General features: G+C 34.2%; 18 protein-coding genes. 12 read left to right on the plus strand and 6 right to left on the minus strand.

Annotated features, from left to right (window positions below; all coding sequences use genetic code 11):
• The first annotated feature begins 46 nt into the window (after positions 1 to 46).
• On the plus strand, positions 47 to 583 hold the full coding sequence (gene zapA, locus VQL36_RS03590) for a cell division protein ZapA (RefSeq protein ID WP_349247994.1): 537 nt from the start codon (positions 47 to 49) through the stop codon (positions 581 to 583).
• A gap of 64 nt (positions 584 to 647) precedes the next feature.
• On the opposite strand, the gene VQL36_RS03595 is transcribed toward zapA, so the two are convergent.
• A complete protein-coding gene (locus VQL36_RS03595) occupies positions 648 to 1031 on the minus strand; it encodes a cupredoxin domain-containing protein (protein WP_349247995.1) in 384 nt (127 codons plus the stop codon).
• A 184-nt stretch (positions 1032 to 1215) separates the two neighbouring features.
• On the opposite strand from VQL36_RS03595, the gene VQL36_RS03600 reads away from it, so the two are divergent.
• The 3 genes from VQL36_RS03600 to VQL36_RS03610 all read left to right on the plus strand — a co-directional run bounded on the left by VQL36_RS03600 (position 1216) and on the right by VQL36_RS03610 (position 3662).
• On the plus strand, positions 1216 to 2313 hold the full coding sequence (locus VQL36_RS03600; RefSeq protein WP_349247996.1) for a hypothetical protein: 1098 nt from the start codon (positions 1216 to 1218) through the stop codon (positions 2311 to 2313).
• 150 nt (positions 2314 to 2463) lie between these two features.
• Positions 2464 to 3339: an SMP-30/gluconolactonase/LRE family protein gene (locus VQL36_RS03605; RefSeq protein WP_349247997.1), complete on the plus strand. Its 876-nt coding sequence runs from the start codon at positions 2464 to 2466 to the stop codon at positions 3337 to 3339.
• Positions 3340 to 3413: 74 nt separating this feature from the next.
• Complete coding sequence (locus VQL36_RS03610; protein WP_349247998.1) at positions 3414 to 3662, plus strand: spore germination protein; 249 nt, start codon at positions 3414 to 3416, stop codon at positions 3660 to 3662.
• Between the two features lie 156 nt (positions 3663 to 3818).
• Here the strand turns inward: VQL36_RS03610 and VQL36_RS03615 are convergent, their stop codons facing one another.
• The gene (locus VQL36_RS03615; RefSeq protein ID WP_349247999.1) at positions 3819 to 4187 is read right to left on the minus strand and encodes a phage holin family protein; all 369 of its coding nucleotides are present in this window, start codon (positions 4185 to 4187) and stop codon (positions 3819 to 3821) included.
• Between the two features lie 156 nt (positions 4188 to 4343).
• Between VQL36_RS03615 and VQL36_RS03620 the strand changes: the two genes are divergently transcribed.
• The 5 genes from VQL36_RS03620 (at position 4344) to cysK (ending at position 10406) form a co-directional block, all read left to right on the plus strand.
• Complete coding sequence (locus VQL36_RS03620; RefSeq protein WP_349248000.1) at positions 4344 to 6707, plus strand: endonuclease MutS2; 2364 nt, start codon at positions 4344 to 4346, stop codon at positions 6705 to 6707.
• 24 nt (positions 6708 to 6731) lie between these two features.
• Positions 6732 to 7151: a DUF350 domain-containing protein gene (locus VQL36_RS03625; RefSeq protein ID WP_349248001.1), complete on the plus strand. Its 420-nt coding sequence runs from the start codon at positions 6732 to 6734 to the stop codon at positions 7149 to 7151.
• Positions 7152 to 7272: 121 nt separating this feature from the next.
• Positions 7273 to 7821, plus strand: a complete 549-nt coding sequence (locus VQL36_RS03630) for a hypothetical protein (RefSeq protein WP_349248002.1) — start codon at positions 7273 to 7275, stop codon at positions 7819 to 7821.
• A gap of 216 nt (positions 7822 to 8037) precedes the next feature.
• The gene (locus VQL36_RS03635) at positions 8038 to 9360 is read left to right on the plus strand and encodes an MFS transporter (RefSeq protein ID WP_413789551.1); all 1323 of its coding nucleotides are present in this window, start codon (positions 8038 to 8040) and stop codon (positions 9358 to 9360) included.
• A 113-nt stretch (positions 9361 to 9473) separates the two neighbouring features.
• Positions 9474 to 10406, plus strand: a complete 933-nt coding sequence (gene cysK, locus VQL36_RS03640) for a cysteine synthase A (RefSeq protein WP_349248004.1) — start codon at positions 9474 to 9476, stop codon at positions 10404 to 10406.
• Between the two features lie 264 nt (positions 10407 to 10670).
• On the opposite strand, the gene VQL36_RS03645 is transcribed toward cysK, so the two are convergent.
• The gene (locus VQL36_RS03645; RefSeq protein ID WP_349251115.1) at positions 10671 to 11999 is read right to left on the minus strand and encodes a TrkH family potassium uptake protein; all 1329 of its coding nucleotides are present in this window, start codon (positions 11997 to 11999) and stop codon (positions 10671 to 10673) included.
• Between the two features lie 227 nt (positions 12000 to 12226).
• Between VQL36_RS03645 and VQL36_RS03650 the strand changes: the two genes are divergently transcribed.
• Together VQL36_RS03650 and VQL36_RS03655 are read left to right on the plus strand one after the other, a co-directional pair.
• The gene (locus VQL36_RS03650) at positions 12227 to 12718 is read left to right on the plus strand and encodes an Lrp/AsnC family transcriptional regulator (protein WP_349248005.1); all 492 of its coding nucleotides are present in this window, start codon (positions 12227 to 12229) and stop codon (positions 12716 to 12718) included.
• 14 nt (positions 12719 to 12732) lie between these two features.
• Positions 12733 to 13923: an aminotransferase class I/II-fold pyridoxal phosphate-dependent enzyme gene (locus VQL36_RS03655; protein WP_349248006.1), complete on the plus strand. Its 1191-nt coding sequence runs from the start codon at positions 12733 to 12735 to the stop codon at positions 13921 to 13923.
• 138 nt (positions 13924 to 14061) lie between these two features.
• On the opposite strand, the gene VQL36_RS03660 is transcribed toward VQL36_RS03655, so the two are convergent.
• From VQL36_RS03660 to VQL36_RS03670, 3 genes are all read right to left on the minus strand, one after another.
• Positions 14062 to 14940, minus strand: coding sequence for a helix-turn-helix domain-containing protein (locus tag VQL36_RS03660; protein WP_349248007.1), 879 nt, complete (start codon positions 14938 to 14940; stop codon positions 14062 to 14064).
• Positions 14941 to 15109: 169 nt separating this feature from the next.
• Positions 15110 to 16900: a sodium:proton antiporter gene (locus tag VQL36_RS03665; protein WP_349251116.1), complete on the minus strand. Its 1791-nt coding sequence runs from the start codon at positions 16898 to 16900 to the stop codon at positions 15110 to 15112.
• 272 nt (positions 16901 to 17172) lie between these two features.
• Positions 17173 to 18102 carry a manganese-dependent inorganic pyrophosphatase gene (locus VQL36_RS03670; protein WP_349248008.1) on the minus strand — a complete coding sequence of 310 codons (930 nt, stop codon included), beginning with the start codon at positions 18100 to 18102 and terminating at the stop codon, positions 17173 to 17175.
• A gap of 606 nt (positions 18103 to 18708) precedes the next feature.
• Here VQL36_RS03670 and VQL36_RS03675 point away from each other — a divergent pair.
• Complete coding sequence (locus VQL36_RS03675) at positions 18709 to 19302, plus strand: hypothetical protein (RefSeq protein WP_349248009.1); 594 nt, start codon at positions 18709 to 18711, stop codon at positions 19300 to 19302.
• The last annotated feature ends 156 nt before the right edge of the window (positions 19303 to 19458 follow it).

Consider the following 19458-nt stretch of genomic DNA (forward strand, 5'->3'; position numbering starts at 1 on the left):
TATCATAGAAACATATTGATTTTTTGTTTGGTAGGGAGGACGACCTGTGAAGCCTGAGGAAGAAAAAACTAGAGTAACTGTCAACATCTACGGGACACAATATAAAATGAAAGGGAGTCCAGATATGACTCCTGAATATATAAAAGAAATTGCGTCCTATGTGGATGGTAAAATGCGCACAATAGCTGGTGAACAAACGAAATTAGATCTAAACCGTTTATCTGTTTTATCTGCTTTATATATCTCAAATGAGTATTTTCAAGTAAAGGACATTCAACAGGAAAATGAAATATTGAATGTCAGAATACAGAAACTTGAATCAGAAAACGAATTGTATATGAAACAAAATCAAGAAAAAAGTGAAATAGAAGAGCGATTAATACAAGAAATATCCCAACTGAAAAAGTACCAACAGAAACTAGAAGAGGATCTTAAAGATGCTTGGCAACAAAAAGAACAAGCAAAAGATAAATCAGATCAGATTGAAGAGAAGTACAGCAAGTTACAGGACGCCTTTAACAAATTAAAGAGTGAGTACAATGAGTGGATTGAGCTTGCAGAAAAAGAACTGAAAATAGAATAGAGAAAAAGCATCTTATACCACTTGGTTTAAGATGCTTTTTTGTTTAGCTTAACCTTACTTCACATTATTCAACAACTAATGTAGATATCATGTCTTTGTGTCCAGTACCACATTGAATGGAACATTTAATTTGATAGGTTCCTGCTTCATTAATTGTAAATTGTTTTGGAGTGCTCGGGTCAATTTCAATACCAAGTTCCTTAATCTTAAATGCATGAAATCCTTCAGCGTTTTCAATTGAAAAATTAACAGGCTCTCCAACGGCTACTTTATATTCTGCTTTATCAAATGCCCAGTTAGATGCAGTTAACTTCAATTCCTTAGCATCTGCAGAAGATGTTTCAACAGCAGCATTATTTGTTGCTTCACCTGGTTCCTCTGAAGCTCCACAAGCCGCTGCAGTTAACACTACCGCTAACATCGTAACTAGAAATAACATTTTTTTCATTGATTTAACCCCCTAAGAAAATTTTATACCCATACAAATTTTAATTGTAATAAAATGAATTTGACATGGCAAACTAGTGAAATTCGTGACAATCATGTGAACAATCACAGAATGATAGGCGAATGCATAGGATGTATCGCTAATATAATAAAAGAGGAATACCTAAAGAAAGGAGCAAGATCATATGAATGAAAATTTAAATATGGTTCATCCAAGTATAACATTACCAGAACCATCATCAAATAATACTGCAGCAGAATCAACATCAAGTAATATAGCAGCTGGACCTAATGAAAATCCTACTCCTAAAAAGTACCCCTCTTCTATGACACAGCCGTTAAGTTATTCGTCGCCTTGTTCTGGATGTAAGCAACCCAACCCTTATTCTCCGTGTGCTGAGCAATCCATGATGATGCCAATGTACTCCATGGGAGTACAAGATATGAACCCTTATATGTACCCGATGGGTACTCAGCAGATGAATACAAATGTACAATCTATGTATTCGATGGGAGCTCAAGGTATGAATACAAATATGCACCCCATGTATCCAACAGGAGTTCAAGGAATGAACACAAATTCGATGTATCCTATGGGAACACAAGCAATGAATACAAACATGTACCCTACAGGGGATCAACAATTAAATGATCAAGGATTTCCTACTAGTCCGGCTGATACACAAGGAGTAAGCCCTAGTACGGAATTTTTAACAGCAGAACAAGTAGAAGAAATGACAGAGGGCAACAAACAGCTTCATCCAAAGGAAGTAAAGGAAATGTCAGCAAATATGTATCCAATGCACCCTCAGGAAATGCAACAATATCCAAATGTAATAGGCTATAATCCAATGTATGCTTTCCCTAGTATGCAACCTCCAAGCAATAATTATTATCAACAGCCAAATATGTATCCCCCAAATGTAGTTGCTCCAACAGAAAATATGATGTCACATTATATGTTACCTAAGATGGATCCACAAAAAATGGCTGAGCAAGCCGCTAATTTACCATATTATATGCGTTCTACATCCTCTCCAACAGATTTAACGAATATATTTGTGCAAATTTCTCCCTGGATTCGACATGGATTAGATAAAGCTGAAAATAAGAACTATAAACAAGCTATGGAGGAAGTTGCTTTAATTAGTTATTTAATGGGAAGTGGGTTTGATGCTCGAACCTCTCATCAAATTGTTGAATCTTGGGAAGTTCGTGAAATGTTTTCAGATAAAGATCGGAATGAAGAAATGAACACAGAGAATGAGAGTTCCTTAGATTAACTATTGCATTTTCTAGGCTTGAGATCTATTCTCAAGCCTTTAGGGCATTCCCTCCTGTTAAGTATAAGGTTTGCAAAAAGGTCTTTTTCGTAATAACATCTTCTCAAGAAGGAAAATTAAACAAGCCTATACAGAAGGAGAATATAAAAGATGGAAGAAGTAAAATTAATTGTTGATTCAAAATCAACCCTTGGAGAGGGACCGTGTTGGGATGATGAAGAGCAATGTTTATATTGGGTTGATATTTTAGAAGAAAAATTACATATATACAATTTGAATGAAGAATCAAACAGAACAATTCAAATGGAGCAAGCACCTGGAGCGGTTGTGAGACGAAACAATGGAGGTCTTGTTTTAGCGATGTTGGATGGTTTTTTTACCTATAACATACAGTCTCAAAAGCTGGAGAAAATAGTAGATCCAGAAAGTCACTTGCCAGAAAATCGTTTTAATGATGGAAAATGTGATCCTGCTGGTCGTTTTTGGGCTGGTTCAATGAGGTTGGATCTAGAGCATGATAAAGCTGCTTTATATTGTTTAGATACAGACCTAACTGTAAAAAAAATGCTCGAACCTGTCTCGGTCTCTAACGGATTAGCTTGGTCACCTGATTTTACAACGATGTATTATATTGATACACCTACACAGCAAGTAGTTGCCTATGATTATAATATGAGAACAGGAGAGATTACGAATAAAAAAGTAGTAGTAACTATTCCTTTAGAAGAGGGTGGCCCTGATGGTATGACGATTGATGCGGAAGGGAAGTTATGGGTAGCCCACTGGGGTGGTTATAAGGTGTCAAGATGGGACCCAGAAAAAGGAAAACAAATAGGTGAGGTTCGTGTGCCAGCAAAACAAGTTACTTCTTGTACATTTGGTGGAGAAAATTTTGACGAGTTATACATTACTACAGCAAATGTTGGTTTGGATGCGGAGGAAATGGAACAATACCCTTATTCTGGCGGTTTGTTTTCAGTAAAAATGAATATAAAAGGAACTCCTTCTTATAAATTTAAAGGTTAACGAGTTGCACACTTCTTTCATCTAGGCATATGCATATATAAATACTATATTATTTTGATGGAGAGGTGGAAAGGATGCCATCTATTTTAGGTGTTGCAAAAATCATTAATGTTTCTGGTTCAGCGAAGGTAAAAGCAGGAGATACTGTGCAAATTACACCAGTAAGTTATGTAAAGGCTTATATAGGCTCTGGCAGTGCTAATGCAGGGGACTTGCCAAGAACAAATAACTTTATAAGTACTACAAACACCATCGATGCTGATATAAAAGATCAAACTCAGGATAATATATTTGGACTTGAGGATAATGTGTTTTTTGTTTAAAATGAATGATTTGAATGATGATTAGTAATGCAAAAAAATCAATCCAATATAGATGGATTGATTTTTTTGCATTACTTCAATTCTAAACCTCTGGCCCAGAATGATTTCTACATTTTGTTTCACAGTTGAAATTTATCGACACTTTTTTGGTGCAGCTTAGCTGGCTTTTTCTTTACGTTTTCCAGCTTCAAACGGACTGGAAATTGGAATGAATAAATCAATGATCCCAATCACTAACGCAGCTAAAATGGCACCTATAACTGTTACTGATACGTTTCCAACGAAGAACTGTGCTAGCCAAATTACAACTGCACTCGTTAGAAACCCTACAATACCTCTACTAAAGGGAGTGACTCGATTTCCAAATATGCCCTCAATAATCCAGCCAATTACAGCAATAGCAAGCGCTAAAAATAATGCACTCCAAAAGCCACCTACTGAAAACTGAGGGGTAACCCAACCTACAAACATTAAAACAATAGCAGCGACAATGAATCTAACTACATGTCCAAAAAAATTCCTCATTCAGGTTGTTCCTCCTTTTAAAAAAATGGATACTGGTGAACTTATTATTAACAAATTGATGACAAATTATGTTTTTTTGCAACATTTTGAGAATATTCGCTTAAAACATCTGATTTCGATATAATAAAATTGAGCATAAATCAGGAGGACAAGGAATTGAATAGTAGAATTTTGAGAACAATGGAATTTGAAAAAATTTTAAATAAATTAAGTCGGCATGCTGCGACAACTCTTGGAAAAAATAGAGTGGAGGAATTATCACCATCTACTCAATATACCGAAGTGATTGAACTGTTAAAGGCTACCGATGAAGCCGTTAAAGTACAACGCTTAAAAGGAAGTGCACCGTTTGGAGGAATAAGGGATATTTCAGCTGCCATACATCGTTCAAGAATTGGAGGGATGTTGAATATCCAAGAACTGTTGGATATTGCAAATACGATTTATGGAGCAGGAAGATTAAAGAAGTTTATACAACGATTTCATGATGAATTTTCCATTCCTCTTTTATTCTTTTTAGTTAAACAAATTACAGATCATAAAGCAGTAGAAAATGCGATCAAAATGTGTATTAATGAGCAAGCAGAAATGATGGATAGTGCTAGTCCAGAACTCTCTCGTATCCGACAACAATTAAAAAAAGGGGAATCCTCAATTCGAGAGCAGTTAGAACGTATGATTCGTTCACAATCTGTGCAAAAAAAACTACAAGATCCCATAGTAACCATTCGTAATGATCGTTATGTACTGCCTGTGAAACAAGAATATCGCTCCTATTTTGGAGGGATGACCCATGATCAATCTGCATCAGGTGCAACTTTATTTATTGAACCTGAATCGATTGTAAATTTAAATAATAAACTTCGTGAGTTAAAATTAAAAGAAGAAAGAGAAATTGAAAAAATACTTCGCATGTTAACCGAACAGGTTACCGAAATTCATGAAGAATTACTTGTGAATATTGAACAGATTGCTGAAATTGATTTTATTTTTGCCAAAGCTGGTTTAGCCAATGAAATGAAAGCGACCCTACCTCGCTTAAACGATCGTGGATTTATGAATCTCAAAAAAGCAAGACATCCCTTAATTCCAGATGAACAGATCGTACCTATTGATGTAAAACTGGGAGACCAATATGACAGTATTATTATAACAGGACCAAACACAGGTGGAAAAACCGTGTCACTAAAAACCATTGGTTTATTGCATCTTATGGCGATGTCAGGGTTATTTGTACCTGCTGAGGATCATAGCCAGATGTGTATATTCGATGGAATTTACGCTGACATTGGGGATGAACAAAGCATTGAACAAAACTTAAGTACATTCTCAAGTCACATGACAAATATCATTACAATATTAAAAGAAGTGACTCCTAAAAGTTTAATTTTACTGGATGAATTAGGTGCAGGTACCGACCCAACAGAGGGATCAGCGTTAGCAATTTCTATTATTGAATATATTCATCAATTAGGTTGTCGGTTAGTTGCAACAACACATTATAGTGAATTAAAAGCCTTTGCATATGATCGTAAGGGAGTAATCAATGCAAGCATGGAATTTGATGTGAAAACACTAAGTCCCACATACCGCTTGTTAGTTGGTGTTCCTGGACGCAGCAACGCTTTTGCTATTTCTGAAAGATTAGGTTTACCAATGCCGATCCTTAAACATGCAAAGGGTCAAGTGAATGAACAGGATCAGCAGGTTGAGAATATGATTGCCTCTTTAGAGGAAAATCGAATTAGTGCTGAGAATGATCGTATTGTAGCTGAAAAGCTGAGAAAAGAAGTAGAACAACTGCAAAAAAAAGTGAAGGATCAACAGTTGCGATTTGAAGAACAACGGGAAAAGATGATGGAGAAGGCAGAAGAAGAAGCGAAGGAAGCAGTTGCTAAAGCTCGTAAAGAAGCAGATCAAATTATTTCCGACCTTCGTAAACTAGCCATGGATGAAAAAACGTCAATTAAGGAACATAAATTAATTGAAGCAAAACGACAGTTAGAACAAGCAGAACCACAACTAACAAAAAATAAACCATCCAAATCGGTTAAAAAAATCAAAGGTGTCAAAAAAGTTAATCCTGGAGATGAAGTTTATGTCGCAAGCTTTGCACAGAAAGGGTATGTAGTAGAGGAAGCGAATGCGAAAGAGGTAGTAGTACAATTAGGGATTATGAAAATGAAAGTGAGAAAAACAGAGCTTGAGCTTGTATCTAGAGATGAGAAACAAGTGAAAAAACAAATTACGAGCATTAAACGTTCCAAAGATCAACAATTTAAATCTGAATTAGATTTAAGAGGTATGAATTTAGAGGATTCAATTATGGAAGTTGATCGATTTTTAGATGAGGGAATTTTAGCAAATGTAGGACAAGTATACATTATTCATGGCAAGGGTACAGGTGTATTAAGGACAGGGATTCAAGAATTTCTTAATAAACATAAACATGTCAAACAGCATCGTTTAGGAAATATGGGAGAAGGCGGGACTGGAGTCACCGTCGCTGAGTTAAAATAAGGTGAAGAAAGAAGAGGAACCAGAATGAATCAAGAAATTGATGCATTATTAGAACACCCATTTATGGAGACAATTGCTTATTTTTCTGTTGCTGCTTTAGCTTTAATATTGTTTTTAGCTATATTCGAATTTGTTACATCTTATCGTTCATGGGAAGAAATACTAAGTGGCAATATCGCAGTTTCCTTAACCATTGGAGGGAAAATCATTGCTATATGCAATATTTTTCGCTTTGCAGAGAATAATCATGAATCGATTTATGTATCCTTTGTGATGGCTGGTTTTGGATTTGTTTTACTCATCCTTGCATACTTTTTATTCGAGTTTTTAACACCTTATATTAAAGTAGATAAAGAGATACAAAAGGATAATCGAGCAGTTGGATTCATTGCCATGATCATTTCTATTTCGTTATCTTATGTGATAGGTGCGTGTATAACATAAGATTAGGGGGAGGCTTCAATTTAAATTGAAATATTTATGGGGTAGTTTATTTATCTTGGCACTTTTATTTTTTATATTTGGGATTTACTTTTTCATACAAAATACATAGGAGGCTACGAAAATGGAAGAGAATAGTAAAGTATGTCCATGGTGTGATACGGAGATCGTTTGGGATCAGGAAATTGGAAAAGAAGAACATTGTCCTCATTGTTTAAATGAATTAGGCAATTACCGTACAATGAATGTTGAAATTGATCAAGAAGAGGAAGAGTATGAGGTAAAAAATAAAACAAAAAACATCAAACAAGATGAAAACAAAGAAAATGGTAGTACTCCTACGTTAGATTCCTTCATTTCACAGATGGAAACGGAGCCTAAATCAGAAGATTTACTACAATATGAGCAAGGAGTATATCACTACCGAAGAAAACAAGAAGAGTCTTTTGAATGTTCAAACTGCCATGACTTTATGTTATTAGTTGGAGATCATGAGGTTAAAAAAGATGATTTTATTCCTTACATTCCAGTTAGTCAGGTACAGGGAGTTTTGCAAGCACCATACAAAATGAATTTATACATTTGTCCATCTTGTTTTGAAATGAAAGCTGTTTTATCTGAGCAGGCTCGAATAAGTATGATGAATGCTTTGAAAAATCAACAGGGGATTTAATAATTTTGAAAAAGTGAAAGAGTGACTATGAAGCAGTCACTCTTTTTTTGCATGCTTAGCATAAAATTTTCCTGATATTAGAACTTATGATTGTCAATAATTAAATGCCAACTTTTTTGTTTCCAAAATGACTTTTTGGGGAAAGTTAAAATATGTTGTTATATTGTTTTGTTACATAGATACGAAATTATTAAATTGGGTGAGTCTTATATGCCGATGTCGCATGAAAAGCATTATTTTCCAAACAGATGGATTAAAACAAAAGATCAACAAGAACATTCTTATTTTCAATATCATGAATCAGAAGACCATCAAAAGAGCAAGGAAGGGAGATTAACTAAACAAGCAATACTATTATTAGCAGTTCATGGCTTATTTGCAGCTGCAAATGCGTTATCAGGTACTTTTGTAAATGTGTATCTATGGAAAGTGAGCAATGATTTATCTTTAATTGGTTGGTTCTCTTTATCTCATCAAGTTGTCAATATCTTAACATTTTGGTTAGCGGGGAAATGGGTTAAAGAGCATAATAAAATGAACAGCTTACGCTTGGGTGTTGGGTTATCTGCAGTGTTTTATTTATTTGTGCTCTTACTTCAAAAGCAAGCTGTTGATTATGTGTTAGTTTTAGGTGCAGTCCAGGGGATGGCAGCGGGCTTTTTTTGGTTGGCATTTAACGTCGTTTATTTTGAAATTACAGGTCCACATGATCGAGACAAATTTAATGGTTACGCTGGATTATTAGGTTCAGGTGCTGGGATGTTCGCGCCATGGATCTCAGGACTTGTAATTACCCAAATGCAAGCAACAAGTGGATACAAAATCATCTTCTCTATTTCACTTATTGTTTTTGTAATTGGAGTTATTGTTAGTTTCTTTTTGAAAAAAAGAGAACCTAAAGGCACTTATCAATGGTTTGATGCATTTCAACGTTTAAAGGAAAAAGAGAATCCTTGGAGACGGGCATTTTTAGCTTTGATGGCACAGGGGATGAGAGAAGGCGTTTTTGCTTTTATCATTGGTTTACTTGTATATATTGCTACTAAAAATGAGATGAAGTTGGGTAACTTTTCATTGATTGTTTCTGCTGTAGCTCTTGTCAGTTATATGTTAATGGGCAAATACCTAAAACCCTGGAATCGTAATAGGGCAATGTTCGTAGGGACTATATTTATGATCTTAGTTATATTTCCATTCTTCTGGGATATCAATTACACTACACTGCTTATTTTTGGAATTGGAACTTCAATATTTTTACCGTTGTTTACGATTCCCATGACCTCAACAGTATTTGATATTATAGGGAGAGATCATGAGAGTGCCCAGCAAAGGGTAGAATATGTGGTATTAAGAGAAGCGGGTTTAAATGCAGGACGTATTTTAGGGACTTTAATTTTCATTCTTATTATTACATGGAGCAATAAACCGATAGTTTTAAATGTATTTTTATTATGTATTGGAAGCACTCCTTTACTTGCATGGTATTTCATGAGAAAATTGATGCCTACAAAACCCAAAACTGTCAGCAAACCCAAATAACATTTTGTAGCTTTGCTTTGATTATATGTGTCCACTCAGTTAGAATTAAGTATGTAGTAGTTTAGTTCAATAGAATTCAAGTTACTTTACATACATATAAGGAGTGGTTGTGGATGCCTCCAAAGGTTGTTTCAAGTATTACAGAATTAATTGGTGATACACCGATGGTGAAAATAAATAGATTGTTAAGTGAAAATGATGCCGAAGTCTATGTGAAATTGGAATATTTTAATCCAAGCAGAAGTGTGAAAGACAGAGCTGCTTATAATTTGATACTACAAGCAGAGAAAGACGGTCTGTTATCTCCTGGAGGAACGATTATTGAACCCACAAGTGGAAATACGGGAATTGGCTTAGCTATGAATGCAGCTGCTAAGGGTTATAAAGCTATATTTATTATGCCTGATAATATGACTAAAGAACGTATTAATATTTTAAAAGCATATGGTGCTGAAGTGGTACTTACACCTGCTGAAGAACGTATGCCGGGGGCAATAAAAAAAGCTTTGGAACTGCAGGCTGAAATCCCAAATAGTTATATTCCTCAGCAATTTGAAAATGAAGCAAATCCTGCTATACATCGAACAACAACAGCATTAGAAATCATCGAACAGATGGATGGAAAAATAGATGCTTTTGTGGCAACAGCAGGAACTGGTGGAACCGTTACAGGCACAGGGGAAATATTGCGTGAAAAAATACCTAATATTAATATTTTTGTTGTTGAACCTCAAGGTTCACCTGTCCTTTCGGGGGGGAAACCTGGCAAGCACAAATTAGTAGGTACAAGTCCAGGGTTTATTCCAAAAATCTTAAATACAAAAGTTTATGATGAAATTGTACAAGTATCAGATCAAAATGCAATACAGACGATACGTGATTTAGCTGCAAAGGAAGGAATATTAGTAGGTCCGTCAGCAGGCGCTTCTGTGTGGACAGCGATGCAACTTGCAAAAAAATGGGGAAAGGGCAAAAGGATTTGTTGTATTGCGCCTGATAACGGCGAAAGATACCTAAGCATGAACCTCTTTGGAGAGGATGCTTAAAAAGTACGCTTCCCATCACGAGGCTTATTCAAGGTAGTACACTCGACATCGAATCTTGTATCATTCTTTGAAGTCCGGTGCTCATGTAGGTTTACCTACACTGTGCTCCTCCTTCTTAAAGAATAATACAATCTTCTTGGTGCTGAAAATCGAACATTTTAAGCTTTGATTTAAATAGGGAAAAGTACGCTTCCCATCACGGAAAAAAGGGAACTTATTATGCTGATTATCATCAGCAAGAATAAGTTCCCTTTTAGTTTTCGATTATCCAATAATAATATCTTCTTTTGGATAGTGAAAGTTTTCTTTTCTTTTTTTAACTTGAAATATGTACAACATGGAAAGGACTCCAATTCTTCCTGTAAACATAAGAAGCATGATGATGATTTTTCCAAGCGTAGATAATTCACTCGTTATACCCATCGATAACCCACATGTACCAAATGCTGAAGTGATTTCAAAAATAATAGCCATTAGTGAAAAGTGGCTGCTTTCTATACTAACTAATAAGATAATACTGGCTACGACTGTCATTGAAGCTAAGGTGAAAATGAAAAAGCTTTTTGTAACATCATCTTGTTTTAATGAGCGTCTAAAAATTCTGATTTCACTTCTGCCTAATGCATAAGTTATCAATGCCAAAATAACTATCGTAAAAGTAGTTGTGCGTATCCCGCCACCAACACTAGAAGGACTAGCCCCAATGAACATTAATACGGACAAAAACATTTGAGTTGCAGTCCCAAACTCTGATACATCCATCGTCGATAATCCACCACTGCGGACTGTTACCGAATTAAATAAGGAGAAAAATATTTTTTCGTGCCAGCTTTTGTCAGCATAGTACAATTCATTTTCTACAAGCCAAATGCCGACTGCACCTACTAATAACAACAAGAAAAACATAGAGGTTGTTAGTTTTGTATATAATGAAAAGCGAAAGTTTTTATTATCTCGAGAAAAATATTCTTTAATTTCAATGAGCACTGGAAATCCAATAGCACCTAATATAATTAACGCGATGGTTATGATTTGTATAAAATAGTCATGCGAAAAGTCAGTTAATGAATTTCCAAAAATATCAAAACCTGCATTTGTATAAGCAGAAATAGAGTGAAATAAACCATGGTAAAAAGCTTCTAACCAAGAATCATAATATCCAGCAAAGTGAAAATATATAGTGAAAATTAAAGTTCCAATTGCTTCAAATAACAATACTAATCCAAGTACAAGGCGAATTAATTGTACAAGTCCTGATAAACGATTTTGATTTTGGTCAATCATAATTAATTTTCGATAAGTTAAGCTAATATTTCGACCTAATATCATCCATAAAAATGTTCCCAATGCCATAATTCCAATTCCACCAATTTGAAACATCAATAATAAAACGATGGTACCAAATACACTGAAGGTTTCTGAAACATTAACAACCGTAAGTCCAGTCACACTGATGCCGCTAGTTGCAGTAAATAAAGCATCAATGAATGAAAGTTGTACTCCATCTTGTAAGCTGATAGGGAGCAGCAGCAACAAAGTAGCAACGATAATAGAAATTAAATAACCAGTAACGATAAACTGGGTTGGTGTCATTTGAGTTATTATTTTTTTAATTGACAAAGTGAGATTTCCCCCCAATCCGTGAGCACCATATCAAAATATTATCATACCCTATTTTCTAAAGAAATTCTAACAGAAATTGAATCATGTTAACAATAATTTGTGAATTTCTCTGGATTAGGACTTAACATATGTTGGATTTCGTTGTAATATGAGGTATATTGTTGATTTATATAAAAGTTCGGAAAGGGGAAGCCCCATTGAATGAGTTTAAAATAAAAGTATTAGAACTTCTACAAGAAGATGCCCGCCGTGAAGCTGATGTGATAGCAACTTTACTAGAAGTAAAGGAAGATGAGGTTATCAAAGCTATCGAAGAGATGGAGAAGGATAATGTGATTGTGAAATACGCACCTGTGATCAATTGGAGTAAAGTTCATGATGATAAAGTAACAGGCATTATTGAAGTTCAAATAACACCTGAACGCGGGCGCGGTTTTGATACGATTGCGGAAAGGATATATCGATATCCTGAAGTAAAGACGGTATATCTAATGTCCGGAGCTTATGATTTACAAATTGAAATTGAAGGTAAAACTTTAAAGGAAGTTGCATTCTTTGTTTCTAATAAGTTATCTACGATTGACTCTGTACTCTCTACAAAAACACATTTTATTTTAAAAAAATATAAACAAGATGGCATTATTTTAGAGGATCATGAAGATGATCATCGTATGCTCATTTCACCATAAGGGGTAAGAGCGGTATGTTAAAAACGAATAGATCAATGACAGATTATATATCTCCTTTAGTAAAGGGTATCCCTCCATCAGGAATAAGGAAATTTTTTGATTTGGTTTCAGGACGAAAGGATATCATTTCATTAGGAGTCGGAGAACCTGATTTTGTAACTCCATGGCATGTAAGAGAGGCATGTGTTTATTCACTTGAAAAAGGAAAAACAACATATACTCAAAATGCAGGATTACCTGAATTAAGAGAGGCCATTTCTGCATATTTATACAGACAATTTGCATTGAAATATGAACCATCTAATGAGGTTTTAATTACAGTGGGGGGGAGCGAAGCGATAGATCTGGCTCTCCGCGTTCTAATTCAACCAGGAGATGAGATTCTTATTCCAGAACCTTCTTATGTGTCTTATTCTCCGATTGCTTCTATTGTAGGAGGTAAAGCGGTTGGGATTGAAACCTATGCTAAAGATGATTTTAAATTAACTGCTGAATCATTAGCTGAGCAAATTACTGCCCAATCTAAGGTGTTAATATTATGTTATCCAAGTAATCCTACGGGCGGAATTATGACTTATGAGGATTGGATACCCATTGTAAACCTTGTAGAAGAACATGACTTAATTGTCATATCAGATGAAATTTATGCTGAATTAACCTATGATCAAGAACATGTTAGTTTTGCTTCTATGCCTGGTATGAAAGATCGCACAATTGTTGTTAGCGGTTTTTCTAAAGCTTTTGCAATGACTGGGTGGCGATTGGGATATACATGTGGACATCAAGATCTTATTGCAGCGATGTTAAAAATTCACCAATATACGATTATGTGTGCACCTGTAATGGCGCAACAAGCTGGAATTGAAGCATTAACAAATGGAATGGAAGAAAAAGATCGCATGGTAGAGTCTTATAATCAACGTCGTCGTTTAGTGGTCAAAGGGTTTCGAGAAATGGGATTGGATTGTCATGAACCCAAAGGAGCATTTTATGCATTTCCATCGATTCAATCTACAGGATTGACCTCTGAACAATTTGCTGAAAAATTACTGGAGGAATTTAAGGTAGCAGCAGTACCTGGAAACGTATTTGGGCTGGGTGGCGAAGGATTTATACGTTGCTCTTATGCAACTTCTGTAAGTGAATTAAATGAGGCTTTGGAACGGATAGGAAAGTTTGTGAAGAAATATCAGTATTTGGACTGACCATTGGTATACTACTTTGGATTAAATATATATAAGTGATGAATATTCCACTTAGTATTTTAGAGTCTTTGCTTAAGGCAAAGACTCTTTTATTCACGCTTTTTTTATTTGGATTTAGCAGTATATATTTAATAGAATTTAGCTGAAATATTCTGAAAGATTTTGTTGACAGATATCAAAAATTAATTTGTTGTCTAAAACATCGCTTATTGCACGAGCCTTTAGCAATGACTTTCTACACAACTCTTTTTCATTAAGATTCCAGTGAATAGTTGCTTTATGTAGATATAAGTCTGCTAAATAATACATAGAATAAAAACGTTTACAATAAGAGATTCCTCTTGTGCAAATTTTTAGGGCTTCTCTGAATTGTTTTTCATCAACAAGTACTCTTGTATAGTTATAGTATACTCGGTTATATATGAGTTTGTTATTTAATTCTTTTTTTTCATTGATAATGGTAATGATTTTTTTATACAAAGTTATAGAAGCCTTTGGATCGCCATGGTCATATAATATCATTGCTTTTGTAATAAGTATTTCGATTTCAACTTCATTATAAAATCCATGGGGGTCCCTTAACGAAAGAGCATGATCAATAAATTCTATCGCTTTATTGTATTTTTTGTGTAAATAAAAAATACAAAGCCCTTTATATAGAAAAAGGTACTGTTGATGTTTAATGTTGGAAAAGATTGGATTTTTCTCTTCTTTTTGCACCATTTTAAGTACAGATTCATATTCTCGATTTGTCAAATGTCTTCTAACCACAGTATAAAACTCATCAATATAATCTTGCTGTAACTCCTGATTATTTGTTAATAAATAAGAAGAATCTATCCCTAGTCTTTCAGAGAACTGTTGAATAATATAACTAGAAGGTAAGCATATTCCGTTTTCAATACGACTTAGGTTAGCTTGTGTACAAATACCATCACATAGTTGTTTTTGGGTTATATTCATCTTTAATCTAATCTCTCTTATTTTTTGACCAATGTTGATAGATTCACTTTTCATTTTATAACCTCCAAACAAAATACATGAGTTAACTATTCTGAATGAGAAGAAAAATTACTTACAATATTCAAGAGTTATTGTTAATAATTATATAATTTAGTATTTTAAAATAAAAGGGATAGATACAAATATTACGAAATAAAAATGTTAAAGACTCCTATACCTTTTTCTAATCTTTACTTAATATGACCAAGTGATCTCCAGCCTCTACAATCAGATCTTCTGTTAAAGTTGCAAAAGTGATCTTATCATTTTTTTTGAGTACACAAATGATGAGCTCATGAGGAGATCTATCCTCCCGTTTGATGGTTTTATTTTCTTTCATTTCTATGCTTTTAAAGGTATGACCGGTCTCAATTTTACGATTTAACTCCTTGTAGTTTTCTTTCTCACCGAATAATAATTGCGATTTTATAGCTGGAGAATATAATTGGTCCATAACATGTTCTTCCTTGTTTATCGTAAGGGCCAAACAATTTTGGTGTCCAAATATTGGTAAATACATATTATGAATTAAAGCGTTATAAGGTACAGTATCAGTTACCGCCAGAATATAGTCGTAGGAGTTCATATCAATGTTAAATTGAGTATTTTTAGACAAAATTTCACCGTGGTAAGTATCAATATTTCGTTTTTTAGCTTCAATTATATTATCGTAAACTCTATCTACAATTATTGTCGAAATGCCTATTTTCCGGAAAAATAAAGCTAGTTCAATGGAAAACTTACTAGCTCCAGCCAATAGTATACCTGGTGAATGTTTGTTTGCAAGTCCCAGCTTCCTTGATATGAATCCAATAGAAAAACCATGTGCACATACAGTAACAATAACTAGTGCAAAAGTAATTGTAGTAAAAATCTTAGCATCTGAATAACCATCTTCAGAAAGAATCGAAGCAAAATATCCAGCAACGGTTAAAGCAACTATTCCTCTAGGCGCAATCCAGCCAATTAATGTTCTTTCTGCTAGTGATAATTCTGTACCAATAGTTGATATCCAAATTGAAGCGGGTCTAACTAAAAACAACATAATCAGTATGAAGCTAATGATAGGTAAACTAAATATTTCTTTAATGGTCGCCATTGGTAATGATGCTGTTAGCATAATGAAAATAGTTGACGTAAGTAATACAGATATATTTTCATTAAAATGACGGATACCGCCTAAAGAGGATATATATTTACTCTTATGTGCAATAGTCAGTCCCATTACAGTTACTGCCAGCAAACCAGTTTCATGCATAATCATTTCTGAAATACCAAAGCAAAGCAACACAGACGACAAAATAATAGGCGCTTTTAAATATTCAGGGATTTTTCCTTTTTCGCTCATCTTGCTGATAGTGAATGCAAAGATATATCCTAATAAAGCAGCAAATATAGCCCCTAAAAAGAAAGAGAATATATAACTTATGCCAATAGAATCATTGGTTATAACCTTAACAATCTGGTAAGCAAATAATGCGACTAGAGCGCCAAATGGGTCAACGATGATACCTTCCCACTTTAAAACAGCTGCTGTTCGTGGTTTTAACTTAGCCTGTCTTAAAAGTGGAATGATCACCGTTGGACCTGTGACTATGAATAATCCACCGATAACAAAAGAGACTTCCCAGCTTAGACCTACAGCGTAGTGAGCGGCTAACGAACCACCAATCCAGGCAAGAAACGCTCCTATAGTCACAATTCTAACTACCGATTTAGATATACCTCTTAGTTCTCGAACATCAAGGCTAGAGCTTCCTTCAAACAGAATGAGAGCTACGGCTAAAGAAATGATGGGAACATAATAATCTCCTAATGCGTGCTCAGGGTTTATGAAGCCTAAAAAGGGTCCGATCAACAAACCCGCAATAGACATAATAACAATCGCTGGTAATTGAAAACGCCATGCTAACCATTGAGAGGTAATTCCTAGTGCAAGGAAGGTTACAATTCCAAATAGAATTAATTGCTCCAAATCATTCATCTCTTTTCTATATATATTTTGAACCAAATAGGTATGGATTTTGCTTATCTAATTCTACAAGTCTTTATCATTTAAAAATAGACCGCACTTTTTTATAAGCACTCGGTCTATCTTTGAAAAAATTTGTATTGTCGTTTTACGTGACGAAGGAAACTTTGCCTGTATACTTATAATCTATTCAATGTTTAATATATTTATAACTTGACATGCCGACCTATGCACTAGTTCAGCACATAGATCTCCTTAGTATTATTTCGTATTTTCTAATTAGCTAATGCTTCAGTAAGATTTGGAACAACCTGCTTCTTACGTGAAACAACACCCTCGAGAACAGCAGTATTGTTACTCAAAGTAACGTTAAATGCTTTTTCTACAGCACTTGCTTTTTTGCCTAGTGCTAATGCAGTGGAATTGTTTGTTAAGATGTCTGTTACAGCAAAAACAAATAAGTCTAATTCTTTTTCAGCAATTACTTGTGTAATTGCATCTTCTAATTCTTGCTGACGATTAAGAACGTCTGCTGTATCTACAGTGTTCACTTGAGCGATTTCAACCTTATAATCTCCCATGTTAAATTCTTTTGCATCAAGAGTGATCATTTCATTAATACTTTTTCCACTTAGATCTGCCCCAGCTTTTAACATATTTAAACCATATTCCTCTGCATTCACACCTGCGATTTCAGCTAACTCATGAGCAGCAGCTACATCTTGGTCTGTACATGTTGGAGATTTAAATAATAAGGAGTCAGAGATGATGGCTGATAACATTAATCCAGCAATTTCCTTCTTGATCGTAACTCCATGTTCTTTATATAGTTTATTTAAAATAGTTGCGGTACATCCTACTGGTTCAGCTCTGTAATATAATGGATCGCTTGTTTCAAAGTTCGATATACGATGATGATCAATGACTTCTAATATACGAACATCTCTGATATCCTCTACACTTTGTTGAAATTCATTATGGTCAACCAAAATGACATTTTTTACTTCATTTGCAACTGTACTGACTAAACGAGGGGCTGCAACCTTAAATTGATCTAAAGCGAACTGAGTTTCTCCACTTACTTCACCTAAACGAACAGCCTCAGCGTCCATTCCAATTTCTTTCTTTAAATCAGCATAAACAATTGCAGAACAGATCGTATCTGTATCTGGATTTTTATGTCCGAAAATAAGTACTTTTTCCATTTGAATTCTCCTTCATATGTTCATTGTAGATATGCTTATTCCTAAGTTATCTTCACTGAATATATATTTTATCATAAATCCTGAGTAAAACAGTAGGTTTTACTAAAAAATGTTTTAAGAAAAAATGACAATTAATAATCTGTCAAAATGAAAAGAGGACTATAACATCCTCTTTTCACCGCACTTCCCCAAGTGCAATTTGCCCATAAACATATTTACCAAAAGGTAAATAAATTAGTTTTGTCGCACATCCTCTAAAGGAGAAGATAATGTGGACATTTCTATAATAATATATGGAAAAAATAAAATCAAAACATAATAAACTTAGAAATGAAGATTCCAAAAAAGGTGAATAAAGTCCTATTTAATTGATCATTCATTTTTCCTATTCATTTCATTTATTTGTAAAATTTTATGTAATTATACTTGATTTTTAGTACATTATGTAATAAAGTGGGGATTAATAAAGGGGGGGAGAGCATTAAAAGGCAAGAAAATTGTTGATTTAAGACGAAAAAGTGATGACTTTGTCAAAAATTTTGTTAATTAGTAGATTTGACCTAGTTATAGTTTATTAACAAAGAAAACAACAAAGGAGGGATGAGCTTGGATGGAAAATTATTTCAGATTGTAATGGAAGCTGAATCTAGTAAAATACGCATTAAAAACATGAGAAAAGATCTAATAGAAGAAAGGAAACGTGCACAAAAGTTAAATGATATAGAGAAGATGGATGATGTTGAGTTAGATATTATGATACTGAATAGAGCAATTACAAATTTAGATTCACAAATTGAGTTCGTAAATCTTACAAATAGGCGAGAGGTCATTCCTAAGAAATTTATTAAGGCAGCGAACTTAACTGAAGTACAGCATAAAGTTTTAATTAAAAGATTTATTGAAAAGAAATCCTATAAACAAATTGAATCAGAGTTAGCTCATTTCAACCATAATCTCAATGCAAGGGATTCATTTAAAAAGGCAAATAGCAAAATAAAAAAAGCAGCTTCTTCGTATCAAGAGGCAATAGGATTAGGTTTTAATGAAAAAGAAGCATTACAATACATACAAATGTCAAAAAACACAAAAACAATATGGTTGATGTATAGAGATGGACAAACTTATTCAGAAATATCCAAAATACTAAAAGTGAGTAAGCCTTACATATCAAAGGTGTTAAAACCATTCAAGAAATATTAAATTCAATACACGTCTAATTACTCCCTATAATTAGATGTTCAACAATTAAAACCATAAACACATTGTTTCTATTCACGATTTATAAATGTTGTTAGGTATCGAAAATAGAAAGAATGAACATTAAATTAGTTTTATATAGATGATTTATTAAGCAAT

This window comes from Chengkuizengella sp. SCS-71B (genome assembly GCF_040100845.1).
In the GTDB taxonomy this organism is placed as follows: domain Bacteria; phylum Bacillota; class Bacilli; order Paenibacillales; family KCTC-33759; genus Chengkuizengella.

What these genes read in the sequence shown, in the direction of transcription:
- VQL36_RS03595 (WP_349247995.1), bottom strand. Translation starts at nt 1,031, where the DNA reads ATGAAAAAAATGTTATTTCTAGTTACGATGTTAGCGGTAGTGTTAACT.
- VQL36_RS03600 (WP_349247996.1), top strand. Translation starts at nt 1,216, where the DNA reads ATGAATGAAAATTTAAATATGGTTCATCCAAGTATAACATTACCAGAA.
- VQL36_RS03605 (WP_349247997.1), top strand. Translation starts at nt 2,464, where the DNA reads ATGGAAGAAGTAAAATTAATTGTTGATTCAAAATCAACCCTTGGAGAG.
- VQL36_RS03610 (WP_349247998.1), top strand. Translation starts at nt 3,414, where the DNA reads ATGCCATCTATTTTAGGTGTTGCAAAAATCATTAATGTTTCTGGTTCA.
- VQL36_RS03615 (WP_349247999.1), bottom strand. Translation starts at nt 4,187, where the DNA reads ATGAGGAATTTTTTTGGACATGTAGTTAGATTCATTGTCGCTGCTATT.
- VQL36_RS03625 (WP_349248001.1), top strand. Translation starts at nt 6,732, where the DNA reads ATGAATCAAGAAATTGATGCATTATTAGAACACCCATTTATGGAGACA.
- VQL36_RS03630 (WP_349248002.1), top strand. Translation starts at nt 7,273, where the DNA reads ATGGAAGAGAATAGTAAAGTATGTCCATGGTGTGATACGGAGATCGTT.
- VQL36_RS03635 (WP_413789551.1), top strand. Translation starts at nt 8,038, where the DNA reads ATGTCGCATGAAAAGCATTATTTTCCAAACAGATGGATTAAAACAAAA.
- cysK (WP_349248004.1), top strand. Translation starts at nt 9,474, where the DNA reads ATGCCTCCAAAGGTTGTTTCAAGTATTACAGAATTAATTGGTGATACA.
- VQL36_RS03645 (WP_349251115.1), bottom strand. Translation starts at nt 11,999, where the DNA reads ATGACACCAACCCAGTTTATCGTTACTGGTTATTTAATTTCTATTATC.
- VQL36_RS03655 (WP_349248006.1), top strand. Translation starts at nt 12,733, where the DNA reads ATGTTAAAAACGAATAGATCAATGACAGATTATATATCTCCTTTAGTA.
- VQL36_RS03660 (WP_349248007.1), bottom strand. Translation starts at nt 14,940, where the DNA reads ATGAAAAGTGAATCTATCAACATTGGTCAAAAAATAAGAGAGATTAGA.
- VQL36_RS03670 (WP_349248008.1), bottom strand. Translation starts at nt 18,102, where the DNA reads ATGGAAAAAGTACTTATTTTCGGACATAAAAATCCAGATACAGATACG.